13 protein-coding genes and 2 pseudogenes are annotated in these 16,261 nt (G+C 74.9%); 9 read left to right on the top strand and 6 right to left on the bottom strand.

The genetic code is table 11. The annotated features are described in order from the left end of the window. Window positions 1-11: 11 nt before the first annotated feature. Entirely contained in the window at window positions 12-1,385 is a 1,374-nt protein-coding gene (locus F1C76_02430) for an APC family permease (protein ID QNG38950.1), read from the bottom strand. Window positions 1,386-1,804: 419 nt separating this feature from the next. On the opposite strand from F1C76_02430, the gene F1C76_02425 reads away from it, so the two are divergent. The 4 genes and pseudogenes from F1C76_02425 to F1C76_02410 all read left to right on the top strand — a co-directional run bounded on the left by F1C76_02425 (window position 1,805) and on the right by F1C76_02410 (window position 6,903). Then, entirely contained in the window at window positions 1,805-3,187 is a 1,383-nt protein-coding gene (locus F1C76_02425) for an APC family permease (GenBank protein QNG38949.1), read from the top strand. Beyond that, a complete protein-coding gene (locus F1C76_02420) occupies window positions 3,184-3,933 on the top strand; it encodes a helix-turn-helix domain-containing protein (protein QNG35612.1) in 750 nt (249 codons plus the stop codon). Before F1C76_02425 ends, F1C76_02420 begins: the two co-directional genes overlap by 4 nt. Before the next feature lie 23 nt (window positions 3,934-3,956). Further along, window positions 3,957-4,406, top strand: a complete 450-nt coding sequence (locus F1C76_02415; GenBank protein ID QNG35611.1) for a hypothetical protein — start codon at window positions 3,957-3,959, stop codon at window positions 4,404-4,406. Window positions 4,407-4,489: 83 nt separating this feature from the next. Then, window positions 4,490-6,903: pseudogene (locus F1C76_02410) on the top strand (alkaline phosphatase). 52 nt (window positions 6,904-6,955) lie between these two features. On the opposite strand, the gene F1C76_02405 reads toward F1C76_02410, so the two are convergent. The 5 genes from F1C76_02405 to F1C76_02385 all read right to left on the bottom strand — a co-directional run bounded on the left by F1C76_02405 (window position 6,956) and on the right by F1C76_02385 (window position 10,934). After that, window positions 6,956-7,987, bottom strand: coding sequence for a glutathione S-transferase family protein (locus F1C76_02405; protein ID QNG35610.1), 1,032 nt, complete (start codon window positions 7,985-7,987; stop codon window positions 6,956-6,958). A gap of 50 nt (window positions 7,988-8,037) precedes the next feature. Continuing rightward, a complete protein-coding gene (locus tag F1C76_02400) occupies window positions 8,038-8,997 on the bottom strand; it encodes an SDR family NAD(P)-dependent oxidoreductase (protein QNG35609.1) in 960 nt (319 codons plus the stop codon). A gap of 2 nt (window positions 8,998-8,999) precedes the next feature. Next, on the bottom strand, window positions 9,000-9,698 hold the full coding sequence (locus tag F1C76_02395) for a hypothetical protein (protein ID QNG35608.1): 699 nt from the start codon (window positions 9,696-9,698) through the stop codon (window positions 9,000-9,002). A gap of 10 nt (window positions 9,699-9,708) precedes the next feature. Beyond that, window positions 9,709-10,524: a formate/nitrite transporter family protein gene (locus tag F1C76_02390; GenBank protein ID QNG35607.1), complete on the bottom strand. Its 816-nt coding sequence runs from the start codon at window positions 10,522-10,524 to the stop codon at window positions 9,709-9,711. Window positions 10,525-10,616: 92 nt separating this feature from the next. Continuing rightward, a complete protein-coding gene (locus F1C76_02385) occupies window positions 10,617-10,934 on the bottom strand; it encodes an EthD family reductase (protein ID QNG35606.1) in 318 nt (105 codons plus the stop codon). Window positions 10,935-11,032: 98 nt separating this feature from the next. Here F1C76_02385 and F1C76_02380 point away from each other — a divergent pair, with 98 nt between their 5' ends. From F1C76_02380 to F1C76_02360, 5 genes and pseudogenes are all read left to right on the top strand, one after another. Then, window positions 11,033-12,547, top strand: coding sequence for an acetolactate synthase large subunit (locus F1C76_02380; GenBank protein ID QNG35605.1), 1,515 nt, complete (start codon window positions 11,033-11,035; stop codon window positions 12,545-12,547). A 44-nt stretch (window positions 12,548-12,591) separates the two neighbouring features. Continuing rightward, a pseudogene (locus tag F1C76_02375) lies at window positions 12,592-13,119 on the top strand (cytochrome P450). A gap of 190 nt (window positions 13,120-13,309) precedes the next feature. After that, window positions 13,310-13,903 carry a cytochrome P450 gene (locus F1C76_02370; GenBank protein ID QNG35604.1) on the top strand — a complete coding sequence of 198 codons (594 nt, stop codon included), beginning with the start codon at window positions 13,310-13,312 and terminating at the stop codon, window positions 13,901-13,903. Between the two features lie 25 nt (window positions 13,904-13,928). Further along, window positions 13,929-15,080 carry an acyl-CoA dehydrogenase gene (locus F1C76_02365; GenBank protein QNG35603.1) on the top strand — a complete coding sequence of 384 codons (1,152 nt, stop codon included), beginning with the start codon at window positions 13,929-13,931 and terminating at the stop codon, window positions 15,078-15,080. Further along, complete coding sequence (locus F1C76_02360) at window positions 15,077-16,096, top strand: acyl-CoA dehydrogenase (GenBank protein QNG35602.1); 1,020 nt, start codon at window positions 15,077-15,079, stop codon at window positions 16,094-16,096. Before F1C76_02365 ends, F1C76_02360 begins: the two co-directional genes overlap by 4 nt. Window positions 16,097-16,261: the final 165 nt, after the last annotated feature.

The raw sequence follows: 16,261 nt of genomic DNA, 5'->3' as shown, positions 1-16,261 counted from the left end.
GGTCGGTCTCCTCAGATCTGGGGGGCGTCGGGGCGGGTGGCGCGGACGAGGTCGCGGGCGGCGGACGGGCGGGCCTTGGCCAGGACGAACCCGCCGGCCAGGGCGACGAGCAGGAGCACCCCGGCGCCGACGCCGAGGGCGGTCGAGCCGCCCATCAGCAGCGGGAGGTTCTCCACCAGGAGCACGAGGATCGCGATGAGCCCGAGCACGCCGAGGGCGGGTGCGACGAGCGTCTGCCAGGGACGGCGGTCGACCCCGGTGCGGCGGAAGAAGACCAGGACGGCGATGCAGGCCAGCAGCATCAGCCCGACGATGCCGACGCTGGCGATGCCGGCCAGCCAGGTGAAGACCTCCAGCACCGGGTCCAGCCCGGCGATCGCGCTGACCGCCATGAGGACGGCGCCCACCACGCTGGTCACCAGCGAGGCGACGTGCGGCGAGGAGTGCTTGCCGTGGCTGCGGCCGAACGAGGCCGGGACGACGCCGGTGTTGCCCAGGGAGAAGAAGTAGCGGCTGAGCACGTTGTGGAAGCTCAGCACCGCGGCGAACAGGCTGGTGATGAACAGGACCTGCAGGACGTCGCCGGCCGCCGTCCCCAGGTACTCCTGGGCGGTGATGACGAGCATGTTGCCGGGGTCGGCGGCGGCCACCGCGACGACCCCGCTGTCGCCCCAGGCACTGACCACGGCCCAGGCGCTCAGGGTGTAGAAGACGCCGATGATCGCCAGCGCTGCGTAGGTGGCGCGCGGGATGGTGCGGTCGGGGTCGCGGGCCTCGTCCCGGAAGATCGCCGTCGCCTCGAAGCCGATGAACCCGGCGATGGCGAACATCAACCCGAGGCCCGGTGCCCCGGAGAGCACCTCGGACGGGTTGAGGAACGCCGTCGACAGGCCCTCGTCGGTGCCGCCCTTCCCGACCACGACGGCATCGAGCAGCAGCACGATGGCCACCTCGGCGACCAGCAGCACCCCGAGCACCTTGGAGGACAGCTCGATGTGCCGGAAGCCCAGCAGCCCGGTGATGCCCAGGACGACGAAGGTCCACAGCCACCACGGCAGCGACGGACCGCCGTAGGACTCGACCAGCCCACCGAGGGCGAAGCCGATGTAGCCGTAGACGGCGCCCTGCACCGTCACGTAGCTGACCAGCGCGACCAGCGCGCTGCCCAGCCCCCAGCCGCGGCCCAGGCCCACGCCGATGTAGGAGTAGAAGGCCCCGGCGTTCGGCACGTGCCTGGTCATCGCGGTGAAGCCGACGGCGAAGAACGCCAGCACGATCGCCGACACCAGGTAGGTGGCGGGGAAGCCGGGGCCGTTGCCGGCGGCGATGCCGATCGGGACGGTGCCGGCGACGACGGTGAGCGGCGCGGCGGCGGCGACGACCATGAACACGATGGCACCGACCCCGAGCTTCCCGGAGAGCCGGTGCCCGTCGGGTGTCGCGGTGCTTCCGGGTGGTGCGGGGTCCGAGACGGTGGCCACGGGGGGCTCCTGGGGGTCGACGGCGGGTGTGGCTGCCGAGACTGGCCCGCCCGACCGTGATGCCGGTTACACGCCCGTCATCTGTGCGCAACATCCCCGTGACACCGAACGGGACACCGGTCGTCCCCGATTCTCATTCGGGGACACGCTGGTGGACACCCGACCGGCTTCGCGGCTGACTACGCTGCGCCCCCAGTCCGGCCTCGCCCGGCTCGCCTGCGCACCGCCCGAGGAGGACCGTGTCCCAGCGTGCCACGCTCGACGGACTGCCCGACCGGTCACCCGTAGCGGGTCTGCGCCGCCGCGGGCTGAGCTTCGTCGAGGTGCTCGCCCAGTCGGTGAGCGCTCTCGCCCCCTCGGCGGCGGTCGTCGCGGTGCCCTCGATCGTCATGGTGCAGGCCGGGGCGGCCACGCTGCCGGTGCTGCTGGCCGGCACCGCCCTGGTGGTGCTCGTGGGCTGGTGCCTCACCCACGTCGCGCGCCGGATGGCCGCGGTCGGCGGGGTCTACAGCTACACCGCCAAGGGGCTCGGCCCGGCCGGGGCGCTGCTGGGCGGGTGGGGGCTGGTGGTCGGGTACGCCGCGGTCGCGATGTCGGCCCTGGTCGGGTCGGTGGCCTACCTGACGTCCTTCACCGGGCTCCGGCCGGCCGGGTGGGTGCTGGCGCTGCTCGCGGTGGCGATCGGTGCGCTGGCCACCCTCACCACGGTCCGCGGGATCCAGCTCTCGGCCCGGGTCGCGCTGGCGATCGAGGTGGTGTCGATCGCGGTCGTCGTCGTCGTCCTCGGCGTGCTGCTCGTGGCGCACTTGTCGGGGCCCGGCGGCACCGGCACCGGTGCCGCCGTGGTCGACGGACCGGTCAGCCCCGGAGGGGTCGCCACCGGGGTGGTCCTGGCGGTGGCGGCGTTCATGGGGTTCGAGAGCGCGGCGACGCTGGGCGTGGAGGCCCGCCGGCCGCTGGTCGCCGTCCCCCGGGCGGTGCTGTGGACCCCGGTCGCCGCCGGGGTCCTGTTCCTGGCCGCGGGGGCCGCCCAGGTGGTGCTGCTGCGGGCGGCGCCGGTGGAGGTGCTGACCAGCGACGTCCCGGTCGCCCAGCTGGCCGACGCCGAGGGTCTGGGCGCGTTGTCCCGGCTGCTGGACGCCGGCATCGCCGCGTCCTTCTTCGCCTGCGTCACCGGGTCGACCAACGCGCTGAGCCGGGTGCTGTTCTCCATGTCGCGCGAGGGCGTGCTGCCCGCCCCGCTGGGCCGCACCCACCGGCGGTTCGACACCCCCGCGGTCGCCCTGGCCGTGGTGCTGCCGGTGCTGGTCGGGGTGCCGGCGGTGGCCCTGGCGAGCGGGGCGCGGCCGCGGGACGTGCTGGCCGCCTCCCTGACGGTCAGCGCGCTGGGGTACGTGGTGGCCTACGCCCTCGCCGCCGCAGCGGTGCCGCTGTTCCTGCGCCGGATCGGCGAGCTCACCCGCCCGGTCCTGGTGGGGGCCGCCACGGCCACGGCGTTGTCCACCGGGGTGCTGGTGCTCGCGGTGGCGGGGGCGTCGTGGTCCGGTGGCGGGCTGACGGTGCTGGTGTTCGTGCTGGCCTGGCTCCCGGGGCCACTGCTCTGGGCGGTGCTGCGCGTGCGGGCACCGGGGCGGCTGGCCCGGGTCGGCGTCTACGACCAGGCCACCGCGTCCTCCCTCCTGCCCGGGCAGGGGGTGCGCCGGTGACCGCGGTCGACCGCGGGGTCACCGGGCGGCAACCGCAGGCGGTGCGTTCGGCGCTGGCGGTGCTGGAGGAGGTGGCCCGGGCCGGCGCGGGGGTGACCGCCAAGGAGGTGGCCGAGGGCCTCGGGCTGCCCCCGGCCACCACGTACCGGCTGCTGAACCTGCTGGTGGGGGAGGAGTACCTGGTCCGCCTGCCCGACCTGCACGGCTTCGCCCTCGGCGCCAAGGTCGCCGGCCTGGCCGGGGTGATCGCGCCGGCCCGGGTGCCGACCGCGGCCCGCCGGGCGGTGGCCGACCTCCGCGGCCGGGTGCGTGCGGGGGTGCACCTGGTGCTGGTCGCCGGGCCCACGGTGCGCTGCGCCGACGTCGACCCCGACCTGCCGTTGGCCTCCCCGGCCCTGGTGGAGGGGCACCTGCACGCCAGCGCGGTGGGCCACCTCGTGCTCGCCGAGGCCGACGACTGGCGCGAGGCCGTGCACCACCCGGGGCGGCTGGAGGCGCTGACCGACGCCACCCCCACCCGGCCGGCCGACGTCGAGGCCTGCCTGGCGCAGGTGCGGGCGCACGGCTTCGCCGGTCAGGTCGGTCAGCTGCACGCCGGGGTGGGCTGCCTGGCCGTGCCGGTGCGGGGGGCTGGGGGACTGCTGGTCGCCGCCGTCGCGGTCACCTCGACGCGCGGGGTGGTCCCGGTGGAGTACCTGGACGCCACCCGGGAGTGTGCGGCGGTGCTCGCGCCGTTGCTGGACTGAGCCGTACCCGGCAGGGTGCGGGCATGCGCGTGCTGGGGATCGTCGTCGCCGTCGTCCTGTTCGTGGTGGCGGCCCTGATGGCCGTGGTCACGATCAGCCTGTTCGTCGACGGGAGCACCGGGTCGGGGGCGCTGGCCGCGGTCTTCCTCGCCATCACGCTGCTGGCCGCGGTGCTGCTCGTGCGCACGTCAGCCGGGGCCGGGAAGCGCTCGGCGGGTGGCCGCCGGCGGCGCACGGGACGACGGGACCAGGGGCTGTACTACGGCGACACGTCGGTGTCCTACGGCTACGTCGGCGGGGTGTGGGGCGGGGACGGCGGTGCGGACGGCCGGCACGACGGCGGGTCGAGCGGGCACGGCGGCCACGACTTCAGCAGCGGCGGGTCCTTCGCCTCGGACGGCGGGAGCAGCAGCGGGTCCGACGGTGGCGGTGGCGGCTCGGACGGCGGCGGGGGCGGCGGTGGGAGCGACTGACCCCTCAGCGGACGCACAGCCGCTGACTCCCGGCCACCTGTCGGCCACCGCCGGGTCACCTCCCGCTGACAGCGTCGCCCGGCGTGACCTCCCCCCGCCGCCGCTGCGGCGCCCTCCTCACCCTCACCGCCCTGGCCGCGTGCACGGCCGCGCTCACCGCGCCGTCGGCCGGCGCCGCCCCGGTGACCTGTTCACCCGCACGGCCACCTACCCGGTCTTCCAGAACTCCGGCCTCGGACCGGACGCCGAGGCGGTCGCCGAGATCTCCGCGGCCAGCCCGGACGGGCGGACGGTGGCCTACACCGACGCGGCCAACGGCTTCGTCGGGTTCCTCGACGTCAGCGACCCGTCGGCCCCGGTCGGCCGGGGCGTGGTCGACGTCGGCGGCGAGCCCACCTCGGTGGTGTACCGCGGTGGCCTGGTGCTGGTCTGCGTGGACGACACCGACGGTGCGTTCGCCACCCCCTCCGGCCGGCTCGTGGTGCTCGACGCGGCCACGCGCACCGTCGTCCGGGAGATCGACCTCGGCGGGCAGCCGGACTCGATCGCGCTGCGCGCCGACGGCGGTCTGGTCGCCATCGCGATGGAGAACCAGCGCGACGAGGACGTCGCCGACGGTGAGCTGCCGCAGCTCCCCGCCGGCACGCTGACCCTGCTCGACGTCACCGGCCCGGTGGCCGGCTGGACGCCGGCGACGGTGGACCTGGTGGACGCGTTGACCGACATCGGGGCCTACGGCGCGACGGACCCCGAGCCGGAGTACGTCGCGTTCGCCCCCGACGGCACGCTGGCCCTGAGCCTGCAGGAGAACAACGCCCTCGCCGTCATCACTCCGGCCACCGACCTGGCGGCGAGCACCGTACGGGCCTTCGACGCCGGCACCGTCACCGTCACCGGCGTGGACACCAAGGACGACGACTCGATCGACCCCACCGGCACCGTGGTCGACGCCCCCCGCGAGCCCGACGCGATCGCCTGGGTCGGCGACGGGCTGCTCGCCACCGCCAACGAGGGCGACCTGGTCGGCGGCACACGCGGTTGGACGGTGTTCGACACGGCGACCGGGGACGTCGTGCACGACTCGGGCAACGAGCTCGACCGGCTGGCGATCCAGCTCGGCCTCTACCCGGACAGCCGGTCGGACGCCAAGGGCGTCGAGCCCGAGGGGCTGTCCTTCGGCACCTACGGCGGCGTCCCGTACGCCTTCGTCGGCAGCGAGCGCGGCAACTTCGTCGCGGTGTACGACATGAGCGACCCGACCGAGCCCGCGTACCGGCAGACCCTGCCGACCACCAACGGCCCCGAGGGGCTGCTGCCGATCCCCGCGCGCGGGCTGTTCGTCGTCTCCAGCGAGACCGACGTGCCCGAGGACGACGTCCGGGCCTCGGTGCAGCTGTACTCCCTGGGCGCGGGGCCCGCGTCGTTCCCGACGATCGCCTCGCTGCCCGGTGACCCGCCGGTCGCCTGGGGCGCGCTGTCCGGGCTGACCGCGGTGCCCGGCTCGCCCGGCCTGCTGAACGGGGTCAGCGACTCCGCCTACGCCCCGGCCACGATCACCACCATCGACACCACGACCACCCCGGCGACGGTCCGGGCCTCCCTCCCGGTCACCTCCGACACCCCGCTGGACCTGGAGGGCATCGCCGCCCGGGCCGACGGTGGCTGGTGGGTGGTCAGCGAGGGCAACGCCGACGACGAGCTGCCCAACGAGCTGGTCCGGCTCGACGCCGCGGGCGTCGTCGCCGAGCGGGTGGCCCTGCCGGCCGAGGTGCAGCTGGGCAACCGGGGCCTCGAGGGCGTGACGGTCGTGCCCGGCGGCGGACCGGAGGTGCTGTGGGTCGCGCTGCAGACGACGGCGACCGGCGACCCGGAGGGTGTCAGCCGGCTGGGCCGCTACGACACCGCGACCGGCACCTGGAGCTGGGTCGGGTACCGGCAGGAGACCCCGCCGGCGGGCTCCGCCGAGGGCGTCTCCGAGGTGGTCGCGGTGGACGCCGACACCCTGGCGGTGGTCGAGCGGGACGACCGGCCCGGAGTGTTCGCCGCGGTCAAGCGGGTCTACACCGTGGAGCTGGCCGGCGTGACCCCCGCGGCGACCGGTGCCCCGCTGCCGATCGCGCCCAAGACGCTGGCGGTGGACCTGCTGCCGCTGCTGGCCGCGGGCAACGGGTGGGTGCAGGAGAAGGTCGAGGGCCTGGCGATCGGCGGGGACGGGCAGCTGTACGCCGTCACCGACAACGACGGGGTGTCCGACGCGACCGGGGAGACGGTGTTCCTGCGGCTGGGTGCGGCGGCCGAGGTCTTCCCGTCCGCGGCCCCTGCTCCGGCGCCCACACCCACGTCCTCGCCCGCACCCGGCCCGGTCGCCGGCGGTCCCGCGGCCCCGCCGCAGCTGGCCGACACGGGTGCCTCCGTCGGCGGCCTGGGCGCCGTCGCGGCGCTGCTGCTGCTCGCCGGTGGTGGAGCCGTCGCCGCCGGTCGGCGCAGCCGGGCCTGAGCCCCGCCCCGGCGCTCTGACCCCGCTCTGGAGGGTCAGAGCGTCGGGTGGCTCAGTACGAGGTCGAGCCTCCAGCGCCCTCGGACGCCGGGACCTCCTCGCCGGCGGCGACCGGGCCGGGCGGGGTGCCGTCGCCGAACGGGGAGCCGCCGAGCTCCTCGCGGCCGTGCGCGGTGAGCCAGTTCGAGGTGTCCGGGCCGACCGGCACGATCTGCGTGGGGTTGATGTCGGCGTGCACGACGTAGTAGTGCCGCTTGATCTGCGGGAAGTCGGTGGTGTCGCCGAACCCGGGGGTCTGGAACAGGTCCCGGGCGTAGCCCCACAGCACCGGCATCTCGGCCAGCTTCTGCCGGTTGCACTTGAAGTGCCCGTGGTAGACGGCGTCGAAGCGGGCCAGCGTGGTGAACAGCCGGACGTCGGCCTCGGTGATCGTGTCGCCCATCAGGTAGCGACGGGTCTCCAGCCGCTCGCTCACCCAGTCCAGGGCGGTGAACAGCCGGTCGTAGGCGCTGGCGTAGGACTCCTGGGAGCCGGCGAACCCGCAGCGGTAGACGCCGTTGTTGATCTCGGTGAAGACCCGCTTCATGACGTCGTCCATCTCGTCCCGCAGGTGCTCGGGGTAGAGGTCGGGCGCGCCGTCGCGGTGGAACGCGGTCCACTCGGTGGAGAAGTCCAGCGTCATCTGGGCGAAGTCGTTGGTGACCACGGCCTTGGTCGGCAGGTCGACCATCGCCGGCACGGTGATGCCGCGCGGGTACTCCGGGTCGCGGGCGAAGAACGCCTCCTGGAGCCGCTCGTAGCCCAGCACCGGGTCGCGGCCGCCGGGGTCGAGGTCGAAGGTCCAGCTGTTCTTGTCGTGGGTGGGCCCGGTGATGCCCATCGAGAAGGCGGACTCCAGACCGAGCAGCCGCCGCACGATGGTGGCGCGGTTGGCCCAGGGGCACGCCCGGGCGACGACGAGGCGGTAGCGGTCGGCCTCGACCGGCCAGCCCTGGGACCCGTCGGCCAGGATCCGGTCCTCGATGTAGTTGGTGTCCCGCTCGAAGGACTTGCCGGGCTCGACGTAACCGTTCTCGTTGCTCACCCGACGAGCGTGCGGGCTGCGCAGTGGGTGCGCAGCCCGAACGCCGCGGATCACTCGTCGGCGGGACGCTCCTGCACCAGCTCGGTGCTGACCTCCCAGAGGCGCTCGGCGTTCGCCGGGTCCAGCGCGTACTCCCGCACCCCGCTGCGGGCCTCGGCGTCGTCGGCCACCGTGGGGGACTCGTTGCCGTCCTCCAGGTAGTGCCCGCCGGTGGCGAACTCCGGGGCGAGTGCGGCGACCAGGGTGGTGGACGCGCCCTGCTGCGGGGTCTTGAAGGTCACCGTGCCCTCGCGCTGGGCCTTCTCCCACCCGTCCAGGACGTCCTGGGAGACGTGCCGCTGCAGGTTGGTCATGATCCCGCCGGGCATCAGCGCGTTGGCCACGATGCCGTCGTCGGCCCAGCGGCGGGTGGCCTCGACGGCCAGCAGCACGTTCGCGGTCTTGGACTGCCCGTACGCCGACCACGGGTCGTACTCGCGCTCGGCGAAGTGCAGGTCGTCGAAGACGACGGGGGAGCGCAGGTGTCCGGTGCTGGACACCGACACGATCCGGGCGCCGTCCGGGGCGGCGGCGAGCGCGTCGTGCAGGCCCACGGTGAGCGCGAAGTGCCCGAGGTGGTTGGTCGCGAACTGGGTCTCCCAGGCGCGGTCGGTCAGCGTCAGCTGGGGGAGCGCCATCACGCCGGCGTTGTTGATCAGCAGGTCGAGCGGGCCGTCCCAGTCGGCGACGAAGGCCGCGACGGAGTCCAGGTCGACCAGGTCGAGGCGGGCGACGCGCAGCGTGGTGTTGCCCGTCGTCCCCACGACGTCCTGGGCGGCGCGGCCGCCGGCCTCGGTGTCGCGGACGGCGAGGGTGACCTCGGCGCCGGCCTTGGCCAGCGAGCGGACGGTCTCCAGGCCGATGCCCGACGCCCCGCCGGTGACGACGACACGGGTGCCGGTGAGGTCCAGGCCCTCGACGACGTCGTCGGCGGTGCTGGTGGCGGTGAAGCGGGTGGTGATCAGGGGCATGGTCACCACTGTGCCCCTCGTCGGCCGAGCGCGACGGCGTGGGTCAGCCGCAGGGAGCCCGACAGCCAGACCAGCACGTCGTGCAGCCGCAGCGGGGTCGCCCCGGTCGCGGCGGCGAGGTCGGCGAAGGGACCCGCGTTGACGCGCAGCTCCCGGTGGACGACGGCGTGCAGGTCGCTGTCGCCCTCCTCGAGGTGCGGCAGCAGCTGCAGCCGGGTGACCCGGTCGACGTGCGGCACCAGGTCGGGGTGCCGGTGGTGCAGTGCGGCGCTCACGTGGGGGAAGAGCGGCTCCTGCTGGACCGCGCGGAGGGCGGCGCCGACCGTGCCGGGTTCCCCCAGCACCGACACCTCGTCGTCCGGGAGGTCCCCGAACGCCCGTCCGGCGGCCCGGTCGACGGCGGCGTCGACGACCGGGCGCAGGCGGGTGAGCGCGTCCGCGGCGGCGGCCCAGCCGGCCGGGTCGAGCCGGCCGTGCAGACCCTCCGCGGCGAGCAGGTCGGCGTCGTCGGTGCCGGTGGGCAGCAGGTCGCAGCGGGCCCAGCCGAACGCCGGTACCTCCACCCACCGCCCACCGCGGTCACCGGGCGGGCGGAAGCGCAGCGGGCGCAGCCCCTGCTGGTACCCGCGGACGGCGGCGAGGGCGACGTCGGCCGGGAGCGGATGGGGCCCGGCGCTGGGCAGGACGAACGGCTGGGCCACCGGCCCATCATCACCGCCCGGCGTCGACCTCGGCGCGCTCGTCGACGATGAGGTCCTTGCTGCGCACCAGCCGGAGCAGGGTGACCACCAGCAGGCCGCCGGCCATGTTGGCCAGCACGGTGTACCAGAGCCAGGCCAGCCAATCGGCGTAGCCGAACGGTGCCCCGGCGTGCAGGGCGGCGAAGACCAGCAGCGAGTCCAGCACCGAGTGGAACAGCTGCAGCCCGGCCAGCAGGAACGCCCCGGCGACGGCGGCGACGATCTTGGCGCCGTCGGAGTCGGTGCCGTGCTGCATCCGGGTCATGAGCGTCAGCACGCTGCCGGCCAGGACGCCCAGGCACACCGACTGCAGGGTCAGCGGGGCGTCCACGAAGTGCACCGCGGACTCGATCGCGGTGGCCCGCAGGTCGGGCAGCGCCTGCACCACCAGCCAGGCGATGATCCAGCCGCCCACCAGGTTGGCCGCGAACGTGCCGCCCCAGAACAGCAGCAGCTGGCGCACGCTGGCCCGCTTGGCGACCACGGCGGTGACCGGGACCAGGAAGCCCTCGGTGAACAGCTCGCTGCGGGCCAGCAGGAGCGCGATGAAGCCGATGCCGAAGGCGATGCCGGCCAGCAGGTGGCTGTCGGTCTCGGCCAGCACGGCCAGGTAGGCCAGCACGCCGACCCCGACCTCCAGGCCGCCGGCCAGGCCGGTGGTGAGCACCTCGCGCCAGCTGCGGTGCAGGCGCTGGGCGCCCTCGCTGACGATCCGCTCGAAGGCCTCGCCGACCTCGTCCTCGACGGGTGCGTCCCCGTCGCCGAGCTCCGTACGGGTGTCGCTCATGGGGCTCCTCGGGGTCGCCCGAGTGTGCGCGCCCGCGGCCCCGTGCGCCGACCGGAGCGGCGGCAGGACCACTGCCCGCCGCCGCCCGCAGGTCAGGAGCCGGTGCGGTCCTGCACGTCGAAGTGCACCATCGTCGCCCCGCCGGTGGCGAAGGTCCCGACGTCGGCCCCCGCGGCGGTGCCGGCCTCCGAGGACATCCCGGCGGCCATCGCCTCGGCGGACTCGAAGTCCAGCTCGGCGACCAGGTAGGCCGGCGACGGGGTGCCGTCCATGGTCTCGGCGTGCCCGATGGTGAAGCGCTGCAGGCCCGGGATGGCCTGGGCCAGTCCGGCGTGCACGTCGCGGTAGTGCGCGTCGAAGGCGGCGGGGTCGGTGGGCTGGCCGTAGGTCACGACGAGGCGGTGGGTCACGGGGTACCTCCGGGGATCTGCGTCCGGGCGGCGGTGCCCGGGCGTCGCGCTCATCCCACCACTGGGCGGACGACGGTGCGAGGTGCCAGGGTGCGGGCGTGAACGGAGCCCGGGCAGTCATCCGCACGCTCGTCGACGCCGGGGTGGAGGTCTGCTTCGCCAACCCCGGCACCTCGGAGATGCACTTCGTGGCCGCACTGGACGACGTGCCGCAGATGCGCGCCGTCCTCACGCTGTTCGAGGGCGTGGCCACCGGTGCCGCCGACGGCTACGCCCGGATGGCCGGGAAGCCCGCGGCGACCCTGCTGCACCTGGGACCGGGGCTGGGCAACGGCTGGGCCAACCTGCACAACGCCCGTCGCGGCCGGGCCCCGCTGGTGAACGTGGTGGGCGACCACGCGCGGACCCACAAGCGGCTCGACGCCCCGCTGGAGTCCGACCTCGACGCCCTCGCCGGCGCGGTCGGCTGGTGGCGCCGGTCGCTGACCACCGCCCACGTGGGGGACGACGTCGCCGACGCGGTCGCCGCGGCTCGCCGCGGCCAGGTCGCCACCCTGGTGCTGCCCGCCGACGTCTCCTGGTCCGAGGGCGGTGCCGTCGGCGTGGCCGCACCCGACCGGCCGGCCCGCTCGGTCGCCGTCCCCGACCTGCCGCTGGGCCCGGACACCGTGCTCTTCCTGGGTGGGGACGCACTGGACGCCGAGGCTCTGAACGCCGCGGCCCGGGTCGCGGCCGGCACCGGCGCCCGCTTGATGGCGGAGACCTTCCCGGCCCGGATGGCCCGCGGCGCCGGTCTGCCCGACGTGCCGAAGCTGCCCTACCCACCGGGCCCGGCGCTCGCGGCACTGGCCGACGTGGCGCACCTGGTGCTGGTCGGGGCGCCGGCGCCGGTGGCGTTCTTCGCCTACCCCGACACCCCGGGCTCCTTCGTGCCGGAGGGCTGCGCCGTGCACGTGCTGACCGAGCCGGGGGAGTCCTCCCTCGCGGCGCTCACCGAGCTGGCCGACCGGGTCGGGGCCGACCCGGTGCTGGCGCCGGCGTCGGTGCCGACGGTCCCGGACCGGGCGCTGGACCCGCAGGTGCTCGCCGCGGTCGTCGGGGCCGTGCTGCCCGAGCGGGCCATCGTGGTCGACGAGTCGCTGACCAGCGGGTTCGGTCTCTTCCCGGCCACCGCGGGCGCACCCCGGCACGACGTGCTGTCGTTGACCGGCGGGGCGATCGGCGACGGTCTGCCGATGGCCGTCGGTGCCGCGGTCGCCTGCCCCGACCGGCCGGTGCTCGCCGTTCAGGCCGACGGCTCGGCGATGTACACCCTGCAGGCGCTGTGGACGATGGCCCGTGAGCAGCTCGACGTCACCGTGCTGGTCTGCGACAACGGGGCCTACGCGATCCTGGCCGGCGAGCTGGAGAACGTCGGGGCGACCGCCGGCGGGGAGCGGGCCGGGCGGCTGCTCGACCTGGGCTCACCGGCGCTGGACTTCGTGTCCCTGGCCGCCGGGATGGGCGTGCCCGGGGTGCGGGTGACCACCGGCCCCGAGCTGGCCGAGGCGCTGCGGCACGCGTTCGCCGAGCCGGGCCCGCACCTGGTCGACGCCGTCCTGCGCCGGCCCTAGGGTCCGGGGCACGTCGCAACGACGCGGCGTGCTGGAGGTGCTCCGTGGTCGACCCGCTCGCGCACGTCCCCGGTGACCGGGGGTGGCCGCTGGTCGGCCACACGTTGTCCTTCGTCCGGGACGCCACCGGCTTCACCGAGCGCAACCGGCTGCGGCACGGCGACGTCTTCCGCACCCGGGTGCTGGGCCGCGAGGGCGTCACCTTCCTGACGCCGCAGGCCACCCGGGAGATCTACCTCGACCCCGGGAAGGTGCTCTCCAGCGAGGGCGGCTGGTCGAACACCATCGGGGAGCTCTTCCGCAACGGGCTCATGCTGCGCGACTTCGACGACCACCACCGGCACCGCCGGGTGATGCAGCAGGCCTTCAGCCGGGCCGCGTTGACCGGCTACGTCGACGCCATCCACGACGTCACCGACCGGCACCTGCGCGCCCTCCCGGACGGTGAGGTCGACGTCTACCTGTTCATGAAGCGGCTGACCCTGGACATCGCAGCCGAGGTGTTCGTCGGGGTGTCGCTGGGGAAGCAGTCCGAGCGGGTCAACCGGGCGTTCCAGGCTGCCGTGGCTGCGGCGGTCACCCCGCTGCGGGTGCCGCTGCCGGGCACCCCGTACCGGCGCGGGCTGCAGGGCCGGGCCGAGCTGACCCGGGTGTTCGGCGAGCTGGTGGCCGCCCGGCGCCGGGAGGAGCCCCGCGGCGACCTGCTCTCCCGGCTGGCCCACGCCACCCACCGACGACGGCGCGCTGCTGCCGGTCGACGACGTGGTGGACCACGTGGTGTTCCTGATGCTCGCCGCGCACGACACCACCACCTCGACGTTGGCGGTGCTGCTCTGGCAGCTGGCCCTGCACCCGGTCGAGCAGGACAGGGTCGCCGAGGAGGTGCGCGCGCTGGACGGCGCCCCGGTCACTCCCGCGGACCACGGCCGGCTCGTGCACACCTCCCGGGCGATGTCGGAGGCGCTGCGGCTGAGCCCGCCGGTGCCGTTCTCCCCGCGCCGCGCGCTGGCCGACGTCGAGATCGACGGGGTGGCGGTGCCCGCGGGCACCGGGGTCAGCGTCTCCAGCCTCGCGCTGCACCGGCACCCCGACTGGTGGACCCGCCCGGCCGCCTTCGACCCCGACCGCTTCGCCCCCGGACGGGAGGAGCACAAGCAGCACAGCCACCTCTTCGTGCCCTTCGGCGGCGGCGCGCACCTGTGCATCGGCAACCACGTCGCCGAGGTGATGGTGAAGGCGATCGTCGCCCGGCTGCTGGCCACCCGGCGGGTGTCGGCCGACCCGGCCGCGGGCGTCGTCATCTCCCCGATCCCGATCCCCAAGCCGAAGGGGCCGATGCTGCTCACGGTGCGGTGAGTGCCAGCGTGGTTCCATCGGCGACATGCCGTCGACACTGACGCTCGCCCCCGCGCCCACCTCCGAGGCCGCCGAACGGGTCCGCCTGGAGGTGCGCGAGTTCCTGGCCAAGGAGCTCGCCGCCGGTTCCTTCGAGACCCACGTGGACACCTGGCTGTCCGGTGTCGACCCGGACTTCTCCAAGAAGCTCGGCGAGCAGGGCTGGCTGGGGATGACCTGGCCGAAGGAGTACGGCGGTCACGAGCGCACCGCGATGGAGCGCTACGCCGTCACCGAGGAGCTGCTGGCCGCCGGTGCCCCGGTGGCCGCGCACTGGATCGCCGACCGGCAGTCCGGCCCCAACCTGCTGCGCTACGGCACCGAGGCCCAGCGCCGGGAGATCCTGCCGAAGATCGCCGCCGGTGAGTGCTTCTTCGTCATCGGCATGAGCGAGCCCGACTCCGGCTCCGACCTGGCGTCGATCCGCACCAAGGCCGAGCGCAACGCCGACGGCGACTGGGTGGTCAACGGCGCCAAGGTGTGGACGTCGAACGCCCACCACAGCCACTACGCCATCACCCTCGTCCGTACCGCGCCCGCCGACTCGGCCAACCGGCACGCCGGCATGAGCCAGCTGCTGGTCGACCTCTCCACCCCGGGCATCACGATCAACCCGATCCGCATCCTGGACGGCGGCCACCACTTCAACGAGGTCGTCTTCGAGGACGTCGTCATCCCCGGCGACATGCTGCTGGGGGAGGAGGGCGCCGGCTGGAACCAGGTGACCGCCGAGCTCGCCTTCGAGCGCAGCGGGCCCGAGCGCTTCCTGTCCACCTTCCCGCTGTTCGCCGAGTTCGCCCGCCGGGCGTCGTCCCCGGCCGAGCTCGCGACGGTGGGCCGGCTCTCGGCCCGGCTGCTGTCGCTGCGCCAGCTGTCGCTGCGGATCGCCGCCGCGCTGGACCGCGGCGAGCTGCCCGACATCCCCGCCGCCCTGGTCAAGGACGTCGGGACGACGTTCGAGGGCGACGTCGCCGAGGAGATCCGGAAGGTGGTCGACGTGCCCGCGTCGCTGGACTCACCCGACCCGCTCGCGAGGGCGTTGGCCGAGGCCCAGCTGCACTCCCCGGGCTACACGCTGCGCGGGGGCACCAATGAGATCCTCCGCGGGATCGTGGCTCGCGGGCTGGGTCTGCGATGAGCTCCGACCAGGACCTGGTCGTCCAGACCGTCCGGGAGATCCTCACCGGCCACGAGCCCACCCAGCTGACCCCCGACCGTCGCTGGGGCGCCGACCTGTGGTCCGACCTGGCCGAGGCCGGGTTGACCGGGGTCGGTCTGCCCGAGGAGGCCGGCGGCTCCGGCGGTGAGCTGGCCGACGCGGTCGCCGTCGTCGCCACCCTGGCCGCGGGCGCCGGGGCGGTGCCGGTCGCCGAGCAGCTGCTGGTCGCCGGCCCCGCGGTGCTCGCCGCCGGCCTCGCGCTGCCCGACCCGTCGCAGCCGCTGACGATCGCCGTCTCCGGGGCCGTGCAGGTGGACGGCTCCGGCCTGCTCACGGGCACCGCCACGGACGTCGCCTGGGCCGGGGTCGCGCACTGGCTCGCCGTGGTCGCCGCCGGGCCGGACGGCGACGTCCTCGCGCTGGTCGACGTCTCCGGGCTCGACGCCACGGACGCGGCGAACCTGGCCGGGGAGCCCCGCGGGTCCTACGTGTTCGACGGGGTGCAGGCGCAGGTCGGGCCGCTCGCCGACGACGTCCGGGCCCGGTACGCCCTGGCCCGGGCGGTGCAGCTGTCCGCCGCCGCCGAGACCGTGCTGGCCTGGACAGGCCAGTACGCGGGGGAGCGGGTGCAGTTCGGCCGCCCGCTGGCCAAGTTCCAGGGCATCCAGATGCAGCTGGCCGAGATGGCCGGCGAGGTGACAGCGGTGTCGGCGCTGGTGGACGCCGCCGTCCAGCGCCTGGACCGGGGCGAGCCCCTCGAGCTCGCAGCCGCCGCGGCCAAGGTGCGCGCGGGGGCCGCCGTCGAGGTGGTCGCCCGGCAGGCCCACCAGGTGCACGGCGCCATCGGGTTCACCGAGGAGCACCGGCTGCACCACCTCACCAAGCGCATGTGGTCCTGGCGCGACGAGGCCGGCAACGAGCTCACCTGGGCCCGCGTCCTCGGCGCCGCCGTCGCCGGCGACGACCCCTGGGCCGCCCTCACCTCCGCCGTCTGACCCGGCACCGCACGAGAAGCGCCCTTCTCGTCAGGACTTCTGACGAGAAGGGCGCTTCTCGTCGTGGGGGAGCTCGCGCTAGGGGACAACCCGGTACTGGACGATCACCCAACACAGGGCCCGCGCTTCGTCACTTCTGGCCTGTTTGGGTTTCGGATACGTGAC

The sequence above is a fragment of the Geodermatophilaceae bacterium NBWT11 genome (assembly GCA_014218215.1).
In the GTDB taxonomy this organism is placed as follows: Bacteria; Actinomycetota; Actinomycetes; order Mycobacteriales; family Geodermatophilaceae; genus Klenkia.
This window is presented reverse-complemented; position numbering and strand designations above follow the sequence as displayed.

Excerpts from the sequence above, each read along its gene's own strand:
- F1C76_02430 (QNG38950.1), bottom strand. The coding sequence starts at position 1,385 with ATGGTCGTCGCCGCCGCCGCGCCGCTCACCGTCGTCGCCGGCACCGTC.
- F1C76_02415 (QNG35611.1), top strand. The coding sequence starts at position 3,957 with ATGCGCGTGCTGGGGATCGTCGTCGCCGTCGTCCTGTTCGTGGTGGCG.
- F1C76_02400 (QNG35609.1), bottom strand. The coding sequence starts at position 8,997 with ATGCCCCTGATCACCACCCGCTTCACCGCCACCAGCACCGCCGACGAC.
- F1C76_02390 (QNG35607.1), bottom strand. The coding sequence starts at position 10,524 with ATGAGCGACACCCGTACGGAGCTCGGCGACGGGGACGCACCCGTCGAG.
- F1C76_02365 (QNG35603.1), top strand. The coding sequence starts at position 13,929 with ATGCCGTCGACACTGACGCTCGCCCCCGCGCCCACCTCCGAGGCCGCC.
- F1C76_02360 (QNG35602.1), top strand. The coding sequence starts at position 15,077 with ATGAGCTCCGACCAGGACCTGGTCGTCCAGACCGTCCGGGAGATCCTC.